Annotated in this window: 12 protein-coding genes; 4 read left to right on the forward strand and 8 right to left on the reverse strand. The window is 55.5% G+C overall.

Features of this window, described 5'->3' with window-relative positions; all coding sequences use genetic code 11:
* The first annotated feature begins 260 nt into the window (after positions 1–260).
* The 4 genes from GBK04_RS18385 to GBK04_RS18400 all read left to right on the forward strand — a co-directional run bounded on the left by GBK04_RS18385 (position 261) and on the right by GBK04_RS18400 (position 7,395).
* Complete coding sequence (locus GBK04_RS18385; protein ID WP_152762157.1) at positions 261–3,575, forward strand: SusC/RagA family TonB-linked outer membrane protein; 3,315 nt, start codon at positions 261–263, stop codon at positions 3,573–3,575.
* Positions 3,576–3,617: 42 nt separating this feature from the next.
* On the forward strand, positions 3,618–5,321 hold the full coding sequence (locus GBK04_RS18390; RefSeq protein ID WP_152762159.1) for a SusD/RagB family nutrient-binding outer membrane lipoprotein: 1,704 nt from the start codon (positions 3,618–3,620) through the stop codon (positions 5,319–5,321).
* A gap of 21 nt (positions 5,322–5,342) precedes the next feature.
* Positions 5,343–6,011: a hypothetical protein gene (locus GBK04_RS18395; RefSeq protein WP_152762161.1), complete on the forward strand. Its 669-nt coding sequence runs from the start codon at positions 5,343–5,345 to the stop codon at positions 6,009–6,011.
* Positions 6,012–6,111: 100 nt separating this feature from the next.
* Complete coding sequence (locus GBK04_RS18400; RefSeq protein ID WP_152762163.1) at positions 6,112–7,395, forward strand: monooxygenase; 1,284 nt, start codon at positions 6,112–6,114, stop codon at positions 7,393–7,395.
* 12 nt (positions 7,396–7,407) lie between these two features.
* Here GBK04_RS18400 and GBK04_RS18405 read toward each other — a convergent pair whose 3' ends face one another.
* The 8 genes from GBK04_RS18405 to GBK04_RS18435 form a co-directional block, all read right to left on the reverse strand.
* Positions 7,408–9,816 carry a TonB-dependent receptor gene (locus GBK04_RS18405; RefSeq protein ID WP_152762165.1) on the reverse strand — a complete coding sequence of 803 codons (2,409 nt, stop codon included), beginning with the start codon at positions 9,814–9,816 and terminating at the stop codon, positions 7,408–7,410.
* A gap of 13 nt (positions 9,817–9,829) precedes the next feature.
* Positions 9,830–10,873 (reverse strand): DUF4249 domain-containing protein, encoded by a 1,044-nt coding sequence (locus GBK04_RS18410; protein ID WP_152762167.1) that lies wholly within the window; start codon positions 10,871–10,873, stop codon positions 9,830–9,832.
* A gap of 16 nt (positions 10,874–10,889) precedes the next feature.
* Entirely contained in the window at positions 10,890–12,200 is a 1,311-nt protein-coding gene (locus GBK04_RS18415) for a Kelch repeat-containing protein (RefSeq protein ID WP_152762169.1), read from the reverse strand.
* A 557-nt stretch (positions 12,201–12,757) separates the two neighbouring features.
* Positions 12,758–14,680, reverse strand: a complete 1,923-nt coding sequence (locus tag GBK04_RS18420) for a choice-of-anchor Q domain-containing protein (protein ID WP_152762171.1) — start codon at positions 14,678–14,680, stop codon at positions 12,758–12,760.
* Positions 14,681–14,734: 54 nt separating this feature from the next.
* The gene (locus tag GBK04_RS30760; protein ID WP_373331101.1) at positions 14,735–14,875 is read right to left on the reverse strand and encodes a hypothetical protein; all 141 of its coding nucleotides are present in this window, start codon (positions 14,873–14,875) and stop codon (positions 14,735–14,737) included.
* Between the two features lie 293 nt (positions 14,876–15,168).
* The gene (locus tag GBK04_RS18425; RefSeq protein WP_152762173.1) at positions 15,169–17,958 is read right to left on the reverse strand and encodes an ATP-binding protein; all 2,790 of its coding nucleotides are present in this window, start codon (positions 17,956–17,958) and stop codon (positions 15,169–15,171) included.
* A 305-nt stretch (positions 17,959–18,263) separates the two neighbouring features.
* Positions 18,264–23,591: an FG-GAP-like repeat-containing protein gene (locus tag GBK04_RS18430; RefSeq protein WP_152762175.1), complete on the reverse strand. Its 5,328-nt coding sequence runs from the start codon at positions 23,589–23,591 to the stop codon at positions 18,264–18,266.
* A 5-nt stretch (positions 23,592–23,596) separates the two neighbouring features.
* Entirely contained in the window at positions 23,597–24,577 is a 981-nt protein-coding gene (locus tag GBK04_RS18435) for a choice-of-anchor Q domain-containing protein (RefSeq protein ID WP_373331467.1), read from the reverse strand.
* Positions 24,578–24,608 lie beyond the last annotated feature (31 nt).

The raw sequence follows: 24,608 nt of genomic DNA on the forward strand, positions 1-24,608 counted from the left end.
GCATACTATTGCTTAACTAATTAGTGTCCTTTTAACTATATGTATCTCAAAAGAATATACCGTCAGATAGCGGAAAAATGCATTATAATAATTTGTAACTAATATTTAAGTATTACAATCAGAATTATATTTCATCGAAGCGTCAGGTAAAATGTATAATGTTTGGCAAATTAAATTTAAACACGAAGATTTGAATTGTATTTTTGATTAATTACATTTGCCAGAAGGATTACCATTTTTTAACCTAAACTAAATCGTAAATGAGGAAAAATTTACTGTTGAGCCTCTTAGTGGTGTGCTCGACTTGGGTGTATTCCTATGCCCAGGACCGAAAAGTGACCGGCAAGATCAGCTCTGCCGAAGACGGTAGCGCGCTTCCCGGAGTATCGGTGGTTGTGAAGGGTAGCAACACCGGTACGAACACCGATGCTGACGGCAACTACTCCGTCAATGTACCCTCTTCCAATGCTACGCTGGTTTTTAGTTTCGTGGGTACCGTAACCCAGGAGATTGAGGTTGGCAACCGGTCGGTAGTCAATGTGCAATTGGCATCTGACACCAAGAATCTGCAGGAAGTAGTGGTGACAGCCATCGGTATCCAGCGCGAGAAAAAGGGCCTCGGCTATGCCGTAACGGGCGTTGATGCCGATGCAATTGCCCAGCGCTCCGAGCCGGATCCCCTGCGTGCCCTGTCGGCCAAGATGCCCGGCGTGACCGTAACAGGGGGCGGCGGTGCTCCCGGCCAGGCTACCAAGATCAACATCCGGGGTTTCAACTCGCTGACTGGCTCGACTCAGCCCTTGTTCGTAGTAGACGGAATTCCGTTCGACAACTCGGTAAGTGCGGGCGGCGCGGGTAGCTTTGCTTCCAACACGGGCGCTTCCAACCGGGCGTACGACATTGATCCCAACAACATCGAGTCGGTGTCGGTACTTAAGGGAGCTGCAGCGGCCGCCCTGTATGGTTCGCGTGCGGTGAACGGGGTTATTCTGATCACGACCAAAGCGGGTAGTAAGAAGGCCCGCAAAGGACTAGAAGTTACCCTCAATTCGTCCTATAACCAGGAGCAGATTTCAAAACTCCCTGAATACCAGGATGTGTACATGCAGGGTTCGAACGGAAACTACAATGGTGGTTTTATTGGGAACTGGGGTTCCCCCTTCCCTTCGGAGGTCGATCGGGTCAATCAGGAAAATTTCGGTGGACGCCAGCGTTACACCAAGGATGTGAGCTTGTACCGCTTCGGACCTGACAAAGGAAAGCCCTATCCCGCTGGCTTTGCGGAGAACCCACTGGCTCCCCGTCCTAATTTCTGCGTGGCCTTTCCCGATATGTGCGACCAGTATGGCAACGGCCTTCCCTATGCCCTGGTACCCCATGATATCGTAGGCGGATTTTTCCAGGATGGCAAGTTGATCGAAAACGGTCTGAACATTAGCTCGACCGGCGACAAAACCAGCTTGAATGCTACACTCTCACGGATGACCAACGAAGGTATCGTTCCTTCACAGAAAGGTACCCGTACTTCGATTAGCTTCGGGGGTACGGCAGTACTGGCTAACAAGCTGAATGTAAGTGGTACCGTCAACTACGTGAATACCACAACGGATAACCCTCCCCTTGGTGCCGGCTTCTACACCGATTACGGCGGATATGGCAACGAAGGATCAATCTTCGGACGTATTTTCTACCTGCCCCGTAACTTTGACCTGAACGGCCTTCCCTATGAATACCCCGCCTCGGGTGACAATCTGTTCTACCGTGCGCTTGACAATCCTTACTGGAGCCTTAAATACAACCGTTCGACCAGTAATGTAAACCGGGCTTATGGTAATATGACACTGTCATACGACATCACAGATTGGTTGAATGTACTGGTAAAAGGAGGAATCAACACGTATACGGATGCCCGTGTACGCTCTCAGGCCAAGGGTGGTGTCTCTGCCCCTCTGGGATTTATCCGGAATGATAATCAGACTTTCACTGAGCAGGATTACAACGCCATTATCTCCATTAACAAGGATATCAGCGAATCAATTTCCTTCCGCGCCATCATAGGAGGTAACGCCAACCAGCGGGCTCGTAACCGTCAGATAGTAACCGGAACGGATATCATATCCAAAGCCGTTACTAACGCCAGCGCTACGGCTACCCAAATTGTAAATCAGGATTCCCGCTCGTTACGTCGACTTTATGGTGTGTATGCCGACATGCAGTTTGGCTACAATAACATGGTGTTTGTCGGCTTGACCGGCCGTAAGGACTGGTCTTCGACCCTGCCCGTCGACAACCGCACCTATTTCTATCCTGCGGCTACGTTCTCCTTCATTCTGTCGGAAGCGCTGAAATTCCCGGCTGCGGTGGATAACCTGAAACTGCGTGCTGCGTATGGTAAAGTGGGTTCGGATACCGATCCCTACAACATCTTCAACGTGTACCCTCTGGGAACTGCTTATAGAAACTACGCCGGTGCTGTCTTCTATAATGCTACGGCCAGCAATACCCTGAACAATGCCGAACTGCGGCCTGAGTTCAAGACGGAGCTTGAAGCAGGTTTTGAAGCCCAGCTGTTCAACAACCGCGTAGGAATCGACGTAACCTGGTTTAATTCCGATGCCCGTGATCAGATTGTACAACAACGCATTGCCTCGTCGTCTGGATATGACTACAAAGTGGTAAATGCCGGCTGGATCAACAACAAGGGCTGGGAAATTGGCCTTACTTTGGTTCCGGTGCGGTTAAGCAACGGTTTTGAGTGGAACAGTAATGTGGCCTTTACCCGCATCCGGTCTATCGTAAAAGATGCCGGTCCTCAGGGCGAGATCTTCCTGGGTGGTACGGGTAGCTCCGCTTTGGGAACCATCCACCGCACGGGCGAACCATACGGTCAAATTTTCGGTACTAAGAATGCCCGTGATTCGGAAGGCAATCTTCTGATCAACGAAACGCTGGGCTTGCCGTTCGGTATGGCTACTTCACAAATCATTGGCAACCCTAACGCCAACTTTACACTGGGCTGGACCAACACCTTCTCATTCAAAGGATTCACACTGACAGGTTTGCTGGATTGGCGGCAGGGCGGACAGATGTACTCAGCTACGGCGGCTTCGTTGCTGCTGCGGGGACAACTGGCCAACTCGACCGATCGTGAGGGACTGCGTGTGGTTCCGGGGGTGTACGGAGACCCTGGTACCTATGAGGCGATTCTGGGTGATGATGGCCAGCCAATCAAAAATACGACGGGTATTACGGCCTTCGATTCGCACTTCTCAAGCGGATATGGTGCGTATGGTCAGGATGAAGTAAATGTGTACGACATTACCACGCTACGTCTGCGTGAGTTGTCACTGGGCTATTCAGTACCCAAAAGCCTGTTGAATAAAACACCTTTTGGAAGCGCCCGTATTACCATATCCGGTCGTAACCTGTGGTTCAGCACGCCCAACATGCTGAAAGGGCTGAATTTCGATCCTGAAACATTGTCGTCCTTCCCTGATTCAAACATCCAGGGCTTCGATTTGGGAGCACAGCCCACAACGCGCCGTTTGGGGGCCAACCTGGTGTTGACTTTCTAAGAATAGGAGTTGTTAATCAATCAAATACGATATTCTAGAACTATGAAATTTATCAAAAAAACTTATAAATGGCTCCTGACTCTGGGTTTGCTTGTTTCCATGGGAAGTTGCAGCCTATTCGATCTGGATATTAACAAAGACCCCAACAACCCCTCTTCGGCTGATTTCGCGCTGTTGCTTCCCTCCGCTCAGTTGGGTGCGGTCGATTTCTTCCAGGGTCTGAATTATAGCGCCCTCGGATTCACGGGCTGGCTTTCCAGCAGCGATACCTACGATTTGAACTTCAACTCGTACAACGGTAGCTGGAACTCGTTCTATTCAGGTCCTATGAAGGATCTGGAAGAAATCATCGTGGCGGCTCAGGCTTCGGGCCAGAATCCGCACTACCTGGGTGTCGCCCAAACCATGAAGGCGTATTTTTTCAGTATCCTGGTAGATATGTTCGGAGAAGTGCCCTATTCCCAGGCTTTTGCCGGAGGCTACGCCGAAAGCAACATCAATCCCGCGTTTGATGATGATAAGGTGATTTATGAAGATCTCATCAAACTGTGTGACGATGCCGTAGCTAATTTTGCCAAAACGGCGCCTACCTCAGTAACCGGTGACCTTTTCTATAGCGGAAACATTACAAGATGGCGTAAACTGGCCAAGTCTGTGAAGCTGCGGTTGTTGATCAACTCACGTTTGGACCGCCCAACGGCTGCGGCCGAGATTAAGGCGATTCTGGACGGGGGCGATTACATTACGGCGGCAGCAGATGACTTCCAGTTCAAATACAACCGCCTGGCGGTACCTGATGGACGCCACCCCTGGTTTCAGTCGGCGTATGTGAACTCCGAGAGCGGCTTCACGTATTTCCTGCACCAGCCGGTATTTGAGATGCTGCGCGACGACGATCCCCGTCTGCCTTTCTATTTCAAGCGGCAGACCAACTACGTGCTGAACCCCGAGGATCCTACGGACCGCTCGACAATTCCCTGCTCACAGCTAGCCGGATGTACCTATGCCTATATGGCCTTGAACCCGAACGTGATCAAGCAGCTGTATACCGATAAGGGCAAAACGTTTACGGCGGCTGACCGTCAGTACCTGGCAGGTTTCTTTGGTCGCGACCGGGGAGATGCTTCGGGGGTACCTAACGATGTGAATTACCGTCTTTCCCCAGGTACCTACCCCGCGGCTGGTGCTTATGACGGACCAACCGCCGGTAGAACAGGCGGAACCGGCGCAAACCGGGCGGGTGATGGAATCGTACCTTTCATCACAAGCTGGATGACAAAGTACTATCAGATTGAAGCCATTCTGGCGCTTGGAATCGAGGGAGATGCCCGTACTTTGTTTGAAAAAGCCATTCGTGAGCAGATTGCCAAAGTAGTAGCACTGGGTCTGGCGTCTGATGCCACTGCAGTAGCACCGACAGCCGCTTCCATCGACAGCTTCGTGAATCTTAACCTCAAACGCTATGACGAAGCCCCCAATGCCACCCAAAAACTGAATGTAGCCCTTAGGCAGGCATTCTTCAGCAATCTGGGCAATGGTTTCGAAATCTACAATGCTTTCCGCCGTACGGGCCTGCCCAACAACCTGCAGGTACCCATTCAGCAGATTCGTAACTTCCCGTTGCGTTTGCCGCAGCCCGCTCAGGAAACTACCCTGAACCAGAACGCACCGCAGACTCCGGTGGCATTTGACCGTCCCGAAGCAGCTCTTTTCTGGGATAAATTGAAGTTTAGCTATCCAAGATAATCCAACTAAGAATCGATCACTATGAAAAAAATATTTAGACTGACCTCTTCTTTTCTTGCGGTGGGCTTAGCCATTCTGATGTCCTGCGAGAATCCTGACCTGGACCCCAACGTGGAGTTCGAAGGTGCGGCAAGCGGCTTTGGTACCTTCCTCGTCAATGGTGTGGCACAGAAGGACCCTTTCAATCCCGACTTTGGCAGTACTTTGCGGGGAGGACCGGACGCTCTGTCCATCAAGCCGGCTACCTTCGCCACCACCCCGGCCCAGGCTAAATTGTTCTGGGCATCCTTTGACAACAAGGTGACGGTGAACAAAATTGAATTATACGTTCAGTTTACCGAGCCTTACATAGACAAGGATGGAAACCCCGCGGTGGCCAATCATGGTACCAAGCTCCTCACCACGCTGGACGCGGTAGCCGCCTACGAAGACAACAAGTTCACGGTTGATGCCAGCAAGGTGTACGATCTGTTCAAATCGGCTACCTTCAAATACGATGGAACCACCGCGGTGCCGGTATTTAGCGAGGCCAGAAAACGTACCGCTGCGGCACAGTTCATCGCTGGTGACAATCTGGTTGTTTCCTGGCATTTGGTGGCTGACAACGGCTTGGTCTACAAAAGCTGGAGCCCCTCGGTATGTAACGAGAACCTGGCTACGAACTGCAGTATCACAGTGCAGGTACGCTAATAGTCCTGAGTACTTTATAACAGAAAAAGCGGGCCTTTGAGCCCGCTTTTTCTGTTATATTTGGGTAGGTATATACAGGTGTTCAATTAAGAATTTACGCATGCAGTGGAGTAGGTATATTGTTGCGATTATCTGGGTGGCAGGGGTGCGGGGGTATGCCCAGCGTCCTGTCACTTACCAGACCGACGTAGCGCCCATTCTGCAAAGTAATTGCATCGAATGCCATCGCAAGGGAGGGATAGGGCCTTTTCCACTGACCACCTACGAAGAAGTCGCCAAGCGGGCCAAATTTATCGGCAAAGTCACCCAAAGTCGGTATATGCCCCCGTTTCGGGCAGACCGGAATTTTCAGCAGTATGCCAATGAACGGGGCTTGTCGGAGGAGGAAATCTCGACCATTCAGGCTTGGGTGACCCATGGATCGCCGGAAGGCAAGCGCAGTAGGAATAAGTCCGTTTCGATCGAGAACGATACTGTACAAGGTACCTCTGCGGCCGATTTTCTGGAATGGTCCATGACGAAGCCTTATGAAATCATCGGAAATGAACGGGAGGATTTTCGCTACTTCAATATCCCCACTAATCTGGAAAAAGACGTTTACGTAAAAGCCATCGAGTTTAAGGTAGGTAATCGCAAGGTGTTGCACCACAGCCGCTTGATGACCGATACTACCCGTACCATGCGCGGCATCGACGGAATGCGGGAAGACGACCCGCGCGTGATAGAATTTCAGAAAACACCCCTCGAAGAGGATTTTCTCTATGGCTGGGTACCCGGCAATGACCGTGTGAACTTTCCACCCGGTACGGCCAAGCGCATCCGTGCAGGTACCGACTTGTTGCTCAATATGCACTATGCACCTTCACCCATTGACGAGACAGACCAGTCGGGCGTTCGGTTCTATCTCACCGACTCGGCCCAGGTAGAGCGGGAGGTTCGAACTTTGACTTTGACCGAAAATGATATTACCAATCAGCCGTTTGTACTGCCCGCCGAGAGCAAACCTACCTTTTACATGAGTTATGGACCTACCCAGCAGGCTATTTCTTTGATTTCGGTCATGCCCCACATGCATTTTCTGGGAAAAAAATTCCGGGCCTTTGCCATTACGCCAGGCGGAGAGCTGGTACCCTTTGTGAAAATAGAGGACTGGGATTACGCCTGGCAAATGACTTACCAGTTCAAGACCCTGCTGCATTTGCCCGCGGGATCGACCATCATCGCCGAAGCGACCTACGACAACACCTCCCAAAATCCGGAGAATCCTAGCCAGCCCGCGCGCGAAGTCACCTATGGCTGGAATTCGACCAATGAAATGATGAATCTGGTGCTGTACTATATCCCCTACAAAGAAGGGGACGAAACCAGGAGCCAGGAGCGCTAGGGTACCTTTCTCTCAGAAATAATGTTTCCAGTTGATCGAGGGGATGATGGTTCCGAATACCGACAGGCGGTAGCTCACCAGCCGGGTGCCGGTTTGCCGAAAATAGATCGAATAGGGATTCTTACGGGCGTAGAGGTTATAAAAGGAAAAAGACCAAAGCGTATATTTCGGCTGATCGGGCTTTTGCCGGGTGTCCTTGGTGAAGGCGATGTCCATACGGTGGTATTCGGGGATGCGGTCGAGGTTGCGGCTGGAAAAATCCTGCACCACCACATCGTTGAGGCGGTAGGTACCATCGGGGTAGGTGATGGGCCGCCCGGTGGTGTACACGAAATTCGTGCCGAAGGTCCAGCCTTTGCGCCATTTCCACTGTACCGAAGCCGTGGCGCTATGGGGACGGTCCACGGTAGCCGGATACCAGTCGCCGCCGTTGATCCGATCGCGGGAAAAGGGGGTATTCACCCGTGCAAACGTCCGGCTGTAGGTGTAGGAAAGCAGGCCGGTAAGAATACCCTTCGTTTTTTGTATGCTTATTTCAAGGCCATAGGCTTTTCCCTGCGCGGGTAGCAAGTCCGTTTCCAGATGCTGGTTTAGCAACAGGGTAGCCCCATTGCGGTACTCGACCAGATTCTGCAATTGTTTCTGATAGGCTTCCAGGGATACTTCTATTGCATTGTCGTTGAAATTTTTGAAATAACCCACCGCCAGCTGGGTAGCCACCTGCGGGGGGACAAAAGGATCGGCCAGTTTCCAGTAATCTACCGGCGAAATAGCCGTGGTGTTCGAGATCAGATGTAGGTACTGGCGACTGCGGGTATAGCTCATTTTCAACGAACTGGCTTTCCCCGTCGTGAGGCGCACCGACAGCCGTGGCTCGAAGCCCCCGAAACGCGCCAGTGCTTTGCCCTTGGTGAACAAAACCGTATCCAGCACAGATTCGGCGCTGCGGGGTACCTCAGGATCGTAGTGTAGAAACCGCCCTGGTCCCACATTTCTGAAAGCTACGTAGCGAATGCCCGCCCGCACCGATAGCCAGGGGGCAGGTACCCACTCGTCTGAAACATAGAGGGCGGCTTCCCGCGCCTGCTCGGGTGCGACCTGGATTTCGATGATATTCGATTCACCCACGGGCGCCAGATTGCCTGGCGATAAGTGGTACTGGGTCACGCTCACGCCACCTTCGAGCGTATGCGCCGGATTGGGCACCCACAGTAGTCGCGCCTGGGCGTCGTGTTGGCGGATGCCAGATCGGAAGGTGTATTCATTGGTAGGAGAAATGCCTTCCAGCTGGAAGGTGTAGTGGCTGAGGTGGCCCGCGAGTTCAAAAGACAAAGCCTGGTTTAGCCGCTTGTTCCAGCGGAGGGTAGCCGTGGTCGATTGCCAGCCGTAGAGTGTGTCTTCGGGGAATTTGAACGAATCGCTGCTCCGGTACACCGTGGCCGATACGATGCTGTTGGTCGAAAGTTCGTACGAGAGCCGCCCGTTGACATCGTAAAAAAACGCCCGGTTCTGGTTGGTGGGTTCGGGAAAACGGCGGATCAGCAGGTTAGGGTAGGCAATACGCCCTCCGGCCGCAAAGGTCAATCGTTTATTGTGCGTAAGCGGACCGTCTACGGTGAAATTGCCCGTCATCAGGCCCAGGCCCGTGGAAAAACGGAGTCGTTCCTTATTGCCATCGCGGGTGGTCATAGCCAGCAGCGACGACAGGCGCCCACCGTAGGCAGCCGGAATATCACCTTTGTAGAGGTTCACATCCCGCACGGCGTCGGCATTGACACTGCTCAGAAAGCCCAGTAGGTGGGAGGTATTGAACAAGGGCGCGCCGTCGAGCAGCACCAGGTTCTGGTCGGTACGTCCGCCCCGGACGTTGAAACCCGCCGAACCCTCACCTACCGTGGTCACGCCGGGTTGCAGGGTAAGGGCTTTGATGATGTCCGTTTCGCCAAATACGACCGGAATGTTTTTGAGGGTTTTGATGTCCAGCGTGGCCACACCCATCTGGCTGGCCCGCACATTGGCGTCGGGCGCACGATCGCGCACGACCAGTTCCTGCAATTGTCTGATTTCCGGGAGCAGGATCACGTCAAAGTCCGAAAGCGTTTCGCGGTAGGTGATGGGCAGGCTTTTGGAAAAATAACCTACCGATGAAAAACGCACAACCTGCTCACCCGCTTTCAGGGGCAGCGTATAGTGTCCTGCGTTATCGGTCAGCGTCGATGCCTTGGAAACAGGCGATACCACCGACGCACCTACCACCGCGCGCCCCGTCGAATCGTCCAGTACCCGTCCGCGCAACGTCCATCCCTGACCCAATCCGCTTAGCGGAACGAGTAGGATTACACACCAAAGTGCATTACAAAGGTACCTTCCCGCGGAGCAGGTTACATGCGCAAACCAGCGTTCAAACTGTCTATTGTCCATTGTCAACTGTCCACTATTTAAGCCAGTTCTCGGGAGCCAGCAACTGCCCCTGACTGTATACCCGCTGGCAATTCCCATCCTTGACAAACTCAGTACCGTACTTGATCTCGATCCGACCGACGGTCAACGTGTCGCCGGGGATAATCATCCGGCGGGTGCTCACCGCGGAGGCGCCGAAGTACCCCAGGGCTAGCCGGGTCGGGTCGTTTTCGCTGTGGAGGTTTCCCTCGATGGAGGCTGGCAGGGGGTCGAACAGCGATCCTGTTCGCTTGCGCTGCTCCTCGAAGCGAACCCAGAACTGGTAGGCCTTCTGGCTGAGGGAATACTGCCTGATTTCGATAAAATGCTGGCCGGGATAGTAGATGGGGGAGGCGTGCACGGGTCGGCGACTGATGGCCTTGCCATTGATCAGGGCATCGGACTGTACGTCGGAGCCTGATCCGTAGATCGGATAAAAGCAGTACTGGCAGCATTTACCCGCGAATCCCCTGGGTTCACCCGTCGAGAAGCGCGGCACGTAGCCGTAGCCCGACCAGCGGTAGAAGTTGCCGGGCGTGTCGGGGTCCTGGGTGTCGAGCAGGACTTCGTATTGATCGGGATTAGAAAAATCGTCATTCGGGCGCGGGCGGTACTCGGCGTAGAGACGGTCGATGGGGGGTACCTCATGCAGGGGTTCAGGGTCGGAAACGTAGCGGGTCCCATCGGTCAGTTCTACGGTAAGCTGGTAGCTCTTGCCCACGGTACCTACGAAGGTTGGGTCGCGCTGCCAGTAAAAAAACGGCGTGATGGGGTCTTGCTGTAGCTGAACCGTACGTCCCCCGACTTCGGTGATGCTTACGGCGGCCCCGTTGACGGGGATTTCCTGCTGTCCGTACAGCAGTGAATTATACACCCCCGTATAGGTCAATTTAATCGAATAGGGAGGAGCCTCGTTGGTAACCAGCCCCTCCACCACCAGCCGCGACTCCACCGAACGCGGCGGCAGCTGTACCTCTTCCACGCAGGAATTGAAGACAAGGCTCAGTAAAAGAAAAGAGAGACTATAAAAATATCTCATAATCCACATCTCATAGCTAAGGAACGAATTTCCAAAAATCAGTACACCCTACCTGCTGTCGGGCCTGTGAGCCTTCGACGGTCCGGCTCTCATAACCCCAGCCCAGGTACGCCTCTTCCTGATCCGATAGGGCGATGAGCAACTGGTGACCCTGGCCGGGGTACTCCGAATGGTAACGCCAGGTGTTCAGCCCGGGATCGTATTCCCACAGGTCTCGGAGGCCCGTACCTTCGGCGCTCAAGCCCAGACCCGCGTAGCCCCTGCCGTGGGCTGAAAAGCTCGCGGCTTCGGTGCGTTCGCCCCCCGGCAAATCGGCTTTACGCTCCCATTGATCGCGCTGCGGGTAATAGGCGTACAAATGCGGGGCGGTACCGGGTACCTGATTCAGTACATACCCTACTTCATCGAGGGTGAAGGCCGTCAGGCTTCCGGTCTTTTCCGGAAAGGGTCGAACGGGCTTCTCTTCCCAACGGAAATTCATGGAGTACATGGTACCCAGGTCATGTTCCTTTATAATAAAAACCTCATCGATAGTGGTGAAGAACTTGACCGTGGCATCGACAGCTCCAAAACCGTGAAAAACCTGGGTAGTATTCCCGCCCAGCGAAAAGAAATTGCCGACCGACCAGAGATCGGGTAGGTAGGCTTTTTTGCCGGGGATTTTTTCATTGGTGATATAGCCAAAGCCGGTAAAAATCTGCTCGTTGGTGCCAAAATAGGCCAGCTGAAACGTGATGGCTCCGTGCCTAGGCAGCGGGTTGGTAGCTACCGTGCTTTCCCAACCCTGACTGTACCGCAGCAAATTCCAGTTGCTTTCGGTGGCGTACCGATACACAGCGATGCGGGATTGGAAAAAAGGTGAAAGCAGGGCCGCACCGGTATAGTCTCCTCCAAAAATCGGAGCATGGGGGAGTTTCGTCCAGGAACCGGACGACCGGGCGGTAAAGGCTCGGTTCACGGTAATTTCGTTATTCCGGGTATCCCGGTACGTGAGCTGAACCGTATATGGCTCTCCGGCTACGAGTTGGCTGGCCGAATAGGTACGCAGCTTAAAATTGGCTACCCCCACATTGGAACCCGTCTGGAGGGGTAGGCTATGCCCTGATTTATCGCGTAAGTCGACCCGAAAATCTTCGGTTTCTGTTTGGGGGATTTTTACCTCCACCGTAGCTTCCGTGGCGCTGCCGGGCTGAAGCACCGAAACCAGGGCGTAGGGTACCGTGGTTTCTTCCGTTTCCGCCAAAGGAGGGTACGTTTCCTGGCACGATGACATCCCCAGGGCCATGAGTACCAGCAGTCCGAAAAGAAAGGCAGGAAAGTTTTTCATCAGGTAAATGTAGGAAGGAACCTACAAATTCTCAACCTACCCGTAATTTCTCAACCCTCTGGGTGGCCTTCCGGCTGAAATCCCAGGAGAGGAGGCAGCAGGGTACCCTGGCCTCTCCCCGGTGATTCCCAAACAGGTAAAATCCTGCATGGGGAACTCACCGGAGAGAACGTCAAAGTACAACGGAACAATTGGGTGTGTGTGTATAGTGTTCCAATCGTAGTTGTCTGCAATCAGGTGTGGAAGGAAGGCCAGGTACCTGTCTCCCGGCGACGGGAAAACGGGTAGTACTATTTTAGGAACGTTGAGCGGGGAATAACCGTGAACCTATTCCGGATGCCTGTTGCAAATATAAGTCTCCAGAGCCCAAAATCCTTTGCTCTTATGTTCCATCTTTTGCTCGTATGTTCCACTTTTTGCTTTTATGGGCCTAATTGTCCATGATTTTTTATTTTTCCGGACTTATCCCATTTTTCCGACAAGACTACCAGATCCCAAAAACAGGGCTGGTTTATCTAGAATTGAATTAGCCTTATTTTTGAATTATTTCAATTTTATTACTGCTTATGGACACGCACGACAGCCTGCCGGCCCACCGCATCGCGGCAACGGATCAGGTAGGAGCCCGCTGGCCGGGAAGCCAGGTCGAAGGCTACCTCGTGGGTACCTTCAGTGAGGGGCAGGGCCCTCTGCTCCACGCTCCGCCCCGCCAGGTCCAGCACGTCGAACTGTGCGGTGCCGGCTACCTCAATCTGAACTTCCACCATTACCCGGCCCAGCGTCGGGTTGGGGTAGGCTTTCAGCGACAGTCCCAGCTTCGGTTCTTGCGATTCCAACTCGTAACCGATACGCGTTGGAATGGGCCTATTGCAGCCGCCTATGGTGGCCCCGAAGCGCAGGTAGGTAGGAATCAGGTACTGCGCCACGCATAGCTCCCGACCACCCAGGCACATTTTCACCCCACCATAGCCGCAGCGCACGTCCTGCACATCCACGGTCACCGTTTGGCTGGCGGAACAGCCGCTGGAGTTGGTCGCCGTCACGGTGTAGGTCGTGGTCTCGGTGGGGCAGAGCTGCACACTGGCCCCTGTCAGATTGCCGGGCATCCAGGTGTATGTGAACGTACCCGTGCCCCCGCTGGCCGTGAGCGTGGTGCAGTTACTACCATAGCCCGTGGTGATGTTTGTATTGCCACTAATCAGGATACCCTGAATGGGGACGGGGGCAGCCCCCTGAAACTCATAGGCGCCCATGTCGATGGTGCGCACCGTCCGCGGGTTGTTGGCCAGATCGGTGGCCGGGCCTTCGTAAGCTGCATCGTTGCCCGCGTCGATGGCGGGTGAGCAGGGGCGCAGCATGGTGCTGGTGGAGGATACGAACGGATTGACTGTGGTGGTCAGGTTGCTCGTTCCCGGGTAGTTGCCCATCGCAGCATCGAACAGGCAGTAGCTGGCATTGACATTGACATTTGTATTCCTAGAATTCTGAGAAAATGCGTTACTACCGTTGTCCCAGAATATGCAGTTAGTCATTATGGCTAACGGGCCGCTTCCTGCTTTATAAATAGCATTGCCAGGCGCCAAAGCACCTGCCCGCTGCTGTCCTTGGAAAGAACAGTTTATCAAGGTAGGCGTAGCCTCTCCACCACCACCACCTTGGTCAATACGGATGGCGCTCCCCTGAAAGCCTGCCCGATTGCTCTGAAAGGCGCAGTTGATGAACTGGGGTTTGGTAGTAGTACCATACCCCCCAGATATATAAATAGCACCGCCGGCTCCGTATAGGGGAAATACCCCCGTGGAGTTATTACGAAAGGTGCAGTTTACAAATTGCGGACTGCTGTTGCCATCTACAAAGGAGGCGGCTCCGTTATTGCCAGCGTAATTGTCCCGGAAGAGGCAGTGGGCTATGTAAGGGCTGCAGGGGGTGTCGGCGCTGGGGCTTTGTAACCAGATCGTTCCCCCCCGCGTGAAACTTGTCGGCGTGTTGATACCGGTGAGGGTGAAGCCGTCCAGAATGGCCGACGACGACAGTGCCCCATTGTTGACGAATATAAAGTAGCTGTTATTCTCAAGCGTGCCGTCGTTGTCGATGTCGCCGCTCAGGATAGTGTTGTTTGTCTCGGGGTCAATGTTGCGGTCGGTCAGGTTCATCTGCCCGCTGGTGAAGCCACCGTAGATGGCCACGCCCTCTTTCAGGGCCATGGTGGCCTCGCGGTCGGTGGTGCTGGTCGTGGGCTTGTAGGTACCCTGGGCCACCCAGATCTGGTCGCCGGACTGGGCGGCGGCCAGGGCCGTCTGTAGGTACTTGTGGGCCGTGGCCCAGCTCAGGCCGTCGCCGTTGTTGTCGGGGCGGGCGGCATCTACATAGCGGGTAATGGCCAGGGCCGGCGTCATGAGAAACGACAGCACAAGCAGCAGTACTGCGGCGCGCGGCGCCATCAGATTGTTGAACCTGAAATAGGGTAAATGATTTTTCATGATAGGAATGATTTTTAGAATGGGTAAAAAATACTTAAAAAAAATCACCGGTTTCTATCGCCACAGGTCATCGGTGATGTCGCCCCAGGAAATGTCGAACCGGTCGCCGGTGATGTCCAGGTGATCGAACTGGCTGAAATCGAAAAGGCCAATGACGCTGACAAAGGCCGAGAGCGAGAGCAGTAATAGTTTCATGAGGTGAAGTGTTTGGTTGAAAAAATAGGGGCGGAAAAGGCCGCTGCCCTTTCGGTGGAAAATGGTTACGCACAAAACTACCTTCCGCTTCTCTTCTCGACTATCACTATTGTTGCAATCACTACCACTAGTGTTGCAAAACCAGAAAAATTGACGTGTACTATTGTTGCAGACGTGTACTATTGTTGCAGCCAACCCCGCTCGGTGGCTGGAAACGGGGTTTTGGCGGTAAAGGGGGGAATGGAGAACGGTTAAAGGGGGACATCGCCTGGATTGTTGTCCTGCCTTGCCCCTTAACTCTTTTTTTTGCTGGCGACCCAGTCGGTGGGAGAAACCCCCATCTGGTCGCTGAAAGATTTGGAAAAGTAGGAGGGGCTCTCGAACCCGACCTGATAGGCCACTTCCGACACGCTGGCATCCGGCTGTTTCAGTAGTTCAGCGGCGCGGCGGATGCGGATGCTGCGGATAAATTCCGTGGTACTTTGGCCGGTGAGGGCTTTTAACTTCCGGTGCAGATTGGAGCGGCTGGTGTTCAGGGCATCGCAGAGATTCTCGATACCAAACTGGCTGTCGCTCCCCAGTTCTTCCACGGTGCGGATCGCCTTCCGGAGGAATTTCTCATCGATCGATTCCACCACGGGGGAATCCTGGTTACGGGCCGTGGGGTCGGTCAACTGACGGCTGTATTTGCGGCGCATCAGGTCGCGCTGCCGAAGCATATTCTGCACCCGCAGTTCCAGTTCGGCGCGCACGAAAGGCTTCGTCAGGTAATCATCCGCCCCGAGTTCCAGCCCCGTGAGGCGGTCGTTGAGGGTGGCTTTGGCCGTGAGCATCACTACCGGGATGTGGCTGGTGCGGGGATCGGATTTGAGTTTTTTACAAAAACCAAAACCATCGAGTCGGGGCATCATCACGTCGCAGATGACCAGGTCCGGGATTTCCTCAAAAGCGCGTTCGAGGCCGTCCAGCCCGTCATGGCCTTCGATGATCCGGTAGTTTTTTCCAAAAATGCCGAGCATGTAGCTTCGCAGGTCGGGATTGTCTTCCACGATTAGTAGCAGTGGCGTATCGTCCGGCCGGGAACCCTGTTCAGGAAGAGTATCGCCGTGATTCGGAACATCAGCTTCCGGGGTAGCCAGGGCCAAGTTGGAGGCATTTTCCCCGGCGGTGTATTCGGCCCAGGTAGTGGCGTCGGTTGGGAGCCGCAACGTGAAGATACTACCCCGGCCCGGCTCGCTTTCGACCCGGATTTGTCCTTTGAGGGCTTTCACCAGTTCGTGAACCAGCGACAGGCCGATGCCCGCTCCCTCCGTGTTGTTTTGTCCCGTACTTTCTACCCGGTAAAAGCGGTCGAAGATATGCGACAGCCGCTCCGCCTCGATCCCGATACCGTAGTCCCGCACCAGCAGCGTCAGGTCGGAGTTGGTGAAGGTCACGTCTACCGTTACCCGCCCGCCTTCGGGCGTAAACTTAAAGGCATTGGATAGCAGATTGGTGACGATCTTTTCCAGCTTATCGGGGTCGAAACGGGCCGTGTGGTTGCCAAAATTCTGCTGGTAATTGAAAATAATGGTTCGACTCTGCGCCAGTGACTCGAAAGACGCAAACAACTGCCGCAAAAAAACGGCCAGATCGGCCTCAACAATATCTGCTTTCAGATGTCCGGCTTCGAGCCGCGAGAGGTCGAGTAGCTGATCGATGAGCGACCTGAGCCTCCGTACACTGCGCTGCATGGCCGGGATGAGGGGGTTGGCAGGTTGCTCCTGCCGGAAGTCTTCCAGCGGCCCTACCAGCATGGTGAGCGGAGTACGGAATTCATGGGAGATGTTGGCGAAGAAATTGGTTTTAAGTGCATCCAGTTCTTTGAGTTGGGCGGCTTGCGCCTCCTGTAAGGTCGCTTTCTGCTGGGCCGTTTCGCGTTCCCGGCGGTAGTCGAGAATGATTTTTCCCAGAAACAGGCCGAAAACAAAAATTTCACTGAAAAACAACAGGTAAGCTACCCCAAATACCCAGTCTGCGTCGATTCCACCCACCGAACTCAGCACCAGAAAAAAGTAGCTACCTATCCCTAATAGAAAAGGGGCGGAGTAATACCAGTTGATCTTCAGTCTTTTGGCCAGGGCATAGATATACATCCCGAAGATAAAAATCTGGGCCAGCAAAACGAGATATTGGCTGGCCAGTAACCATTTCCAGTTATAATCGACGGTAACGATGACCCCTAAAAGCAGTACTGCTACCAGAATCGCGTTCAGGCCGTGGCGTATCAGGCCCGGCAGCCGCTCAAACGGGAATAAGGCTTTTACCATCAATACATAACCAATGGGTGCCAGATGGTAGGACAGGAAATTCAATAGAGTAGCAAGGTCAGGATTATCCGTAAAGAGTTCACCCAGGTCGCTGCGAATTCCCCAAAAACCCAGTGAGCGAAGTACCAGCAGGAAGCTGTAAGCGCGGAATACCCTGTCTTTGACCGCGAAAATTGCCAGCAGCAATACGAAGAAAAGACGCAGTAGCACCATGCCGTTGGCAAATCCTGACGTGCTTGCATCGTCCAGTTCTACCCGGCGAAGCGAACGGGCATCATGGATCACTATATCCGAGCGATGTCCCCGCTGACTCCTCACCCGCAGGTATACGGTTTTTTGCTGACCAGTCGCCAGTCCGAGTTCAAAGTACGGAATTGGGCCATCATAGGCTCGGTCGCTTTCTGGTACGAGTGTCCCCCCCCGCAACACCTGATACGTGCCGTCGGGACGAGGCAGATAACATTCTACCTGTTCAACAATGGAATTTCCCCATTCCAGATACCACGTATGGCGTTCCGGCGTATCATTCCGCAGGGTGAAGCGGTACCAGTGGGCGTTATCCGAAAATGGGAAGTGAAAAACACTCTTTCCAACGGGTTGGAAATCGTTATTCTGTACCTTGGCCAGCGATAAAGCTGCCGTGGAGTCCACGAACTGCTTAACCTGATCGGAAATTACAAAGGGAGTACTTGTTTGAGCGTCGAGCGTGATGACTTGCGCAGCGAGGTTGAGCGCAAACAGCAGCGAGACAAACAGTAAACCAATTTTTTTCATGAAATGGATTATAATAGGTCAGTCTTTTCTCATGGATTGCTTTTTAAATCAGTGAGCAAAAAGAGGGGAGCACTACTTGAAAGGGGGTACCATTAACTGTAGCGGATTTACAAAACTGCGAATTAATTTGATTAAAAGGAGCTGTTTAGATACAAAAGCGTGCAGAAATCAAGCCAGTATTTTACAAAAGCCAGGTGGTCAAGCAACAAAAAATGGGCTTACTACTAATTGGATTTTACCAAAAAAGCCGCCGACTGAATCGCAGTCGGCGGCTTTTTTTAGGAGTTCCAGGGATTAAAAAAAGACTACTCTTTGTGGACGCGCACGACGGCCTGTCGCCCCTGCGCGTCGACGCAGCGGATCAGGTAGTTACCCGCCGGTTGCACCCCCAGCTCAAGGGGTACCTCGTTGAGCCCCTTGCTCAGCTGCTGCGCCTGCCGCTGTACGGCACGCCCCTGGGCGTTGACCAGCTCGAAGGTGGCCCTGCCCGAGCCCGGACTCTGCACCTGCACTGTCACATGGCCCGTGGTGGGGTTGGGGTAGGCACTCAGCGACAGGCTCAGCGTGGGCTCGGCCGGCTCGTCGGCGGCCTGCCGGGTGTTGCCCGCGCCGCAGGGCCCGATCGTGTAGCCGAAGCGCAGGTAGGTGGCCACCAGGTACTGGGCCACGCATACCTCGCGTCCGCCCTGGCACATCTTCACCCCGCCGTAGCCGCAGCGCACGTCGGTGACCGAGACGGTGATCTGCTTGCTGGTGGTGCAACCCGCCGCGTCGGTGGCCGTCACGGTGTAGCTCGTCGTCTGGGAGGGGCAGACCTGCACCGAGCCGCCCGTGGCCCCGGTGCTCCACGCCAGGGCGATCTGGCCCGTGCCGCCCGAAGCGGAGGCCGTCAGGGTGGTGCAGGAGCTGCCGTAGCCGTAGAGGACGGCCGTGTTGCCCGAGGTGGTCAGCGCGAGAGCGGCGGGCTGGGTGATGGTTACGCCGGTGGTAGCGGTGCAGCCGTTGTTGTCGGTGACGGAAACGGAATAGGTGCCCGCCGCCAGGTTGGCGAAGGTGCCGTTGTCCTGGCTGTTCCCGCCGATCGAGTAGGTGTAAGGGGCGGTGCCACCCGAGGCGCTCAGCGTGAAGCTGCCGTCGTTGCCGCCGAAGCATCTGACGCTGCTCTGGCTGGTGGTGGAGAGCGTGATTGTGGGGCAGGGGTTGATCGTCAGGCTGAGGGTTTCCGAGGCCGGGCCGGTGCAGCCGCCGACGGTGCAGGTGGCCGAGATCGAGTAGCTGCCCACAGCCATGAAGGTGTAGGTGCCATCGCCGTTGTCGGTGCCGCCGCTGGTGTTCCAATTGACCGTGCCGCTACAGCCCGTTGCCGAGACGGTGATGGGCTGGTTGGTGGTCGTGGTGGCGGGGCTGGCCGAGATCGTTGGGGCAGGCACCGCCTCGGGCTGGGTCAGGGTGACAGAGGTAGTTGCGGTGCATCCATTGTCATCGGTGAGGATGACAGTATAGGTACCCGCCGAGAGGCCACCGAAAGTACCGCCCGGCTGACTATCTCCGCCGATCGAGTAGGTATAGGGAGCCGTACCGCCGGTGCCGTTGACCGTGAAGCTGCCGTCGTTGCCGCCGAAACAATTGACATTATTTTGTGCGGTAGTCTGCAATCCCAGGGCTGCGTCGGGTTGGGCGATGGTGACCGGCGTGTTGGCTGTGCATCCGTTATCATCGGTGACGGTGACCGTGTAGATTCCGGCCGCAAGTTCATCGAAAGTACCACCCGGCTGGCTGTCTCCACCGATTGAGTAGGTGTAGGGAGCTGTACCGCCCGATGCCGAAACGGTCAGGCTACCCGTGCTACCGCCAAAGCAGGCGACATCGGTCTGTGAGCCGGGCGTTAGGGTCAGTGGTGCGTCGGGCTGGGTGATAAGGACAATTGTGCTGGCTGAGCATTGGTTGGCATCGGTAACGATGACGTTGTATGAGCCGGCCGCCAGATCATCGAAGTTGCCGTCGGTGTTGCTGTCTGCGCCAATCGAGTAAGTGTAGGGGCCCGTGCCACCTGATGCTGTGAGGGTAACGCTGCCGGTGTTGGCTCCGAAGCATGAAACGTCAGTTTGGCTCTGGTTGGTCAGCGTAATGGTAGAGCAGCTATTGATGGTCAGGTTGAGCGTTTTGGACGATTCGCTGGTGCAGCCGTCCAGCGTGCATGTGGTCGAAATCGTGTAGCTGCCCGGATCGTTGAAAAGGTAAGTACCGTTTTCGTTTTCGGTGCCGCCCGTGGCGTTCCAGCTGAGGGTACCGGCGCAGCCATTGGCCGAGACGGTGATAGGCTGGTTGGTCGTCGTGGTGCCGGGATCGGCCGACAAAGTCGGGGCGGGCACAGCCTCGGGCTGGTCGACTTGGATCGATCCGCTGGTGGCCGTGCAGTTGTTGGCGTCGGTGACGCTAACCGTATAGCTGCCCGCGCTCAGGCCGTTGAAGCTGCCGGTGGCACTCTGCACGTTGCCAGGGTTGAGCGTGTAGGACGGTGTACCTGTCCCACCCGTGGCGGTCAGGGAAATAACCCCGTCGCCGCTCTGGAAGCAAGTCAGGTCGGTCACCATGGGCTGGCCCAGAGCCAGTGTGCAGTTGTTGACCGTCAGGTTGAGTGTCTCCGAAGCTTGGCTGGTGCAACCCTCCACCGTACATGTCGCTGAGATCGAGTAGGTACCTGGCTGACTGAAGGTATACTGGTTGCCGCTTGCCAGACCCGTGCCGCCGGTCGGTGACCAGGTGATAGTGCCGTTTTCGCAGCCATTGGCCGATATGGTGATGGACTGGTTGGTGGTCGTGGTTCCCGGATCGGCCGACAGGGTAGGGGCGTCAGGCACGGGGTTGACGGTGACCGTGGCGCTATTACTCTCGGTGTTAAAGGTAGCCGCACAGCCATTGGCATCCGTGACCGAGACGAGGGTGTAGGTCGTGGTGCTGGCCGGGCTGACGGCGAATTCTGTGCCGCTCAGGTAGTTGTTCAGCGTCATGTTGGTGCTGCCGTCGGAGTATACTACCGCGTAAGGCGGAGTACCGCCATCGAGGGTGATGCTCAGATTGGTACTTTCATTGGCGCAAAGGGTGGTAGTACCTTCAAAGCCAGCCGTAATGGCAGGGCAATCGCCGATGGTCAGACTGAGGATATTCGACCAGGAACTGACGCATCCGTCTTGGGTGCAGGTAGCTCCAAGTTGGTAACTACCTGGCTGGCTGAGCGTATATTGATTGCCATCCGCTACGCCAGTTCCGCCCGTTATCAGCCAGTCGATAGTTCCACCTTCGCACCCACTCGCCGTGACGACGATTGGCTGATTGGTGGTCGTGTTAGCGGGGCTGGCCGAGATTGTCGGGGCCGAGGGGAGCGGCTTTATGGTCACGCTGGCACTGCCACTGGTCGTTCCGGTGCAGTTGGCGTTGCTAACGGCCGTGACGGTGTAGGTACCCGCCGTGGGACTGGTGATGTAGTAGAAGTTATTGTCGATGTTGTCCACGGTGGTACTGTTTGAACCGTCGGAGTAGGTCAGCGAGTAGGGCGCGCCGCCCGTCAGGGTGATGATGATGCTCGGTGCTGTGGCCCCGGTGCATGCTGTGCCGCCGCCGCTGACGGAGGCTGTGGGCCGTGGGTTGACCGTAACGGTAGCTGAGCTTCCGGCGGTGACTGTGCAGCCGTTAGCGTCGGTGGCCGAAACTATTGTGTAGGTCGTGGTGCTGCCGGGGCTGACGTTGAAGGTGGTTCCGCTTGTGTAGTCATTCAGCGTGGTGTTGGTGCTGCCGTCGGAGTATACTACTGTGTAAGGTGCAGTACCGCCATTGAGGGTGATGCTCAGGTTGGTACTTTCTTCGGCGCAGAGGGTGGTGGTACCTTCAAAGCTGGCCGTGATGGTTGGGCAATCGCCGATCGTCAGGTTGAGTGTCTCCGAAGCTTGGCTAGTGCAGCCGTCCACCGTACATGTTGCTGAGATCGAGTAGTTACCCGGATCGTTGAAAAGGTAAGTACCGTTTTCGTTGTCGGTGCCACCGTTGGCGTTCCAGTTGAGGGTACCACTCTCGCAGCCGCTGGCCGTGACGGTGATGGGCTGGTTGGTCGTCGTGTTGCCTGGAGCGGCCGAGAGCGTCGGGGCTGTTGGGCGGGAAGTGATCGTTACCGTGGCTGAGCCGCTGGCCGTCCCGGTGCAGCTGGCGTTGCTGACGGCCGTGACGGTGTAGGTACCGGATGCCGGGTTTGTGATCTCGTAGGGGCTGGTGTTGATGTCATTGACGGTGGTGGAATTGGTACCGTTGGAGTAGGTCAGCGAGTAGGGCGCGCCGCCGGTCAGGGCAATGGACACGCTGGGCGCGGTGGCCCCGGCGCAGGCCGTGCCGCCGCCGCTGACGGTAGCCATGGGTTGTGGATTGATCGTGACTATGGCGCTGCCGCTGGCCGTGCCGGCTCCATAAACGTTACTGACGGCCGTGACGGTGTAGGTGCCCGCCGCGGGATTGGTAATGGTGTAGGTGTCGCTGTTGATGTCGTTGACGGTGGTGGAGTTGGTGCCGTCGGAGTAGGTCAGCGAGTAGGGTGCGCCGCCGCTGAGTGCGATTTCCACGCTGGGCGCGGTGGCTCCTTCGCAGACCGTGCCACCGCCGCTGACGGTGGCCGTAGCCTGCTCGTAGTGGTTGAGGTTGCCATTCTGCTCCCCGACCAGCAGGTCCAGCAGCCCGTCGCCGTCCAGGTCGGTGAAGGTGGGGATTGATCCTGAGCCCACGTCGATGTTGTTGAACTTATCGTTCACTAGGGTGAAGCTCGTCGAATTGGCCGCGTCCTGCTCGTAATGGTTGAGGTTGCCAGCGTTTTCCCCAACCAGCAGGTCCAGCCGCCCGTTGCCGTCCAGGTCGGTGAAGGTGGGGGTGGAAGCTCCCCCCACGTCTATGTCGTTGAAGCGCTCGTTCACCAGGGTGAAGCTCGTCGCATTGAGCGGGTCCTGCTCGTAGTGGCTGAGGGTGCCATTGGCTTCTCCGACCAGCAGGTCCAGCAGCCCGTCACCGTCCAGGTCGGTGACGGTTGGGGCGGAATTAAAGCCCACGTCGATGCTATTGAAGTTATCGGTCACCAGGGTGAAGCCCGTCGCATTGGGCGCGTCCTGCTCGTAGTGGTTGAGGTTGCCATCGAATTCTCCGACCAGCAGGTCCAGCCGTCCGTCGCCGTCCAGGTCGGTGAAGGTGGCCTTGGAATTGCCACCCACGTCGATGCTGTTGAAGTTATCGGTCACCAGGGTGAAGCTCGTCGCATTGGGCGCGTCCTGCTCGTAGTGGCTGAGGCTGCCATCCTGCTCCCCGACCAGCATATCCAGCCGTCCGTCGCCGTCCAGGTCGGTGAAGGTGGGGGCGAACCTGTTGCCCACGGCGATGCTGTTAAAGTTCTCGGTCACCAGGGGGAAGTTAAGGATATTGTCCCGCGTGACGGCGAAGGCCGCCGGGGACAGCGCCGTGCCGCCCGGCGTAGTCAGCCGCACCGGCCCGCCCGAAGCCGCCGCGGGCACAATGAACCGCACCTGCGTGGCCGACACGGGCGTGACCTTGCAGGGAATCCCCCGCAGCAGCGCGCTGGTGGTGTTGCTCAGGTTGGTGCCCATGATGGTCACCTCCGTACCCGAAGGCCCGCTGGCGGGTGAGAGAGAAGTGATGGTGGGGGGGGAGCCTGAATCGTGACGTTAGCGCTACCACCCGGCGGGGTACCTGCGAGTGTCGCCGCACAACCGCTGGCGTCGGTGACCGAGACCAGCCGGTAGGTTGTCGTAGCGTTAGGGCTGACGGGAATGTTGGCCCCGCTGGTATAGCCGGTTACGGGCGTATTGCTACCACCATTGGGTACATACGTCACCGTGTAAGGAGCAGCTCCACCACCGAGGGCAACGGCCAGATTGGCCGTGCCGCCCGCCGGAATGGTGGCCGTACCGCTGAGGGCGGCGGAGTAGGGCAGGGCAGCGCCAAACTCGTAAGCTCCCAGGTCGATGTTGTTGAGTATTCGGACATTGCCCGCCAGATCGGTACAGGTGGCGTTGGCCGCGCTATTACCCGCGTCGATGGCAGGTGAGCCCGGACGCAGTTCGGTGCTGGTGGTGGAAATAAAGGGATTGACGGAGGTAGTCTGGTTATTTCCCCCGTCGATATAATTGTTTACCGAGGGCTCGAATAGACTGTATGAAGCAGTAGAAGTGCCACCAATCAGGTTTTTGATCGTGCCACTTCCTCCATTATCAAAAAACACACAGTTTGTCAGGGGTACACTTCTTGCCCCAGTCATGCTGTAATTGGTTATAGCTCCTACGTTGGTAGTGGAGGATATGTTGGCTTGAAATGAACAGTTGGTAAAGGTAGGACTGCTGACACCGCTTGTTCCACCATAGTTGAAAACGGCAGCTCCAAAACTGGTGGAAGTATTGCCCTGAAACGAACAATTGGTAAAGACCGGATCACTGGTTCCACTGGCCGCGTTGACTACATTGTAGACGGCCCCACCAAAGGTATTGGAGCCGGTAGTAGAGTTTTCCGTGAACCGACAGTTGGTTAGAACGGGGCTGCTGTTGCCCCCCATATTTGAACTGGCGTCGTTATACATAGCACCGCCACCGGAAGCAGATGTATTCGTG

The organism is Salmonirosea aquatica (genome assembly GCF_009296315.1).
In the GTDB taxonomy this organism is placed as follows: Bacteria; Bacteroidota; Bacteroidia; order Cytophagales; family Spirosomataceae; genus Salmonirosea; species Salmonirosea aquatica.

Coding starts and splice junctions, on each gene's coding strand:
- GBK04_RS18400 (WP_152762163.1), top strand. CDS start 6,112: ATGCAGTGGAGTAGGTATATTGTTGCGATTATCTGGGTGGCAGGGGTG.
- GBK04_RS18390 (WP_152762159.1), top strand. CDS start 3,618: ATGAAATTTATCAAAAAAACTTATAAATGGCTCCTGACTCTGGGTTTG.
- GBK04_RS18435 (WP_373331467.1), bottom strand. CDS start 24,577: ATGTATAACGACGCCAGTTCAAATATGGGGGGCAACAGCAGCCCCGTT.
- GBK04_RS18395 (WP_152762161.1), top strand. CDS start 5,343: ATGAAAAAAATATTTAGACTGACCTCTTCTTTTCTTGCGGTGGGCTTA.
- GBK04_RS18410 (WP_152762167.1), bottom strand. CDS start 10,873: ATGAGATATTTTTATAGTCTCTCTTTTCTTTTACTGAGCCTTGTCTTC.
- GBK04_RS18420 (WP_152762171.1), bottom strand. CDS start 14,680: ATGAAAAATCATTTACCCTATTTCAGGTTCAACAATCTGATGGCGCCG.
- GBK04_RS18405 (WP_152762165.1), bottom strand. CDS start 9,816: ATGGACAATAGACAGTTTGAACGCTGGTTTGCGCATGTAACCTGCTCC.
- GBK04_RS18415 (WP_152762169.1), bottom strand. CDS start 12,200: ATGAAAAACTTTCCTGCCTTTCTTTTCGGACTGCTGGTACTCATGGCC.
- GBK04_RS30760 (WP_373331101.1), bottom strand. CDS start 14,875: ATGAAACTATTACTGCTCTCGCTCTCGGCCTTTGTCAGCGTCATTGGC.
- GBK04_RS18430 (WP_152762175.1), bottom strand. CDS start 23,591: ATGGGCACCAACCTGAGCAACACCACCAGCGCGCTGCTGCGGGGGATT.
- GBK04_RS18385 (WP_152762157.1), top strand. CDS start 261: ATGAGGAAAAATTTACTGTTGAGCCTCTTAGTGGTGTGCTCGACTTGG.
- GBK04_RS18425 (WP_152762173.1), bottom strand. CDS start 17,958: ATGAAAAAAATTGGTTTACTGTTTGTCTCGCTGCTGTTTGCGCTCAAC.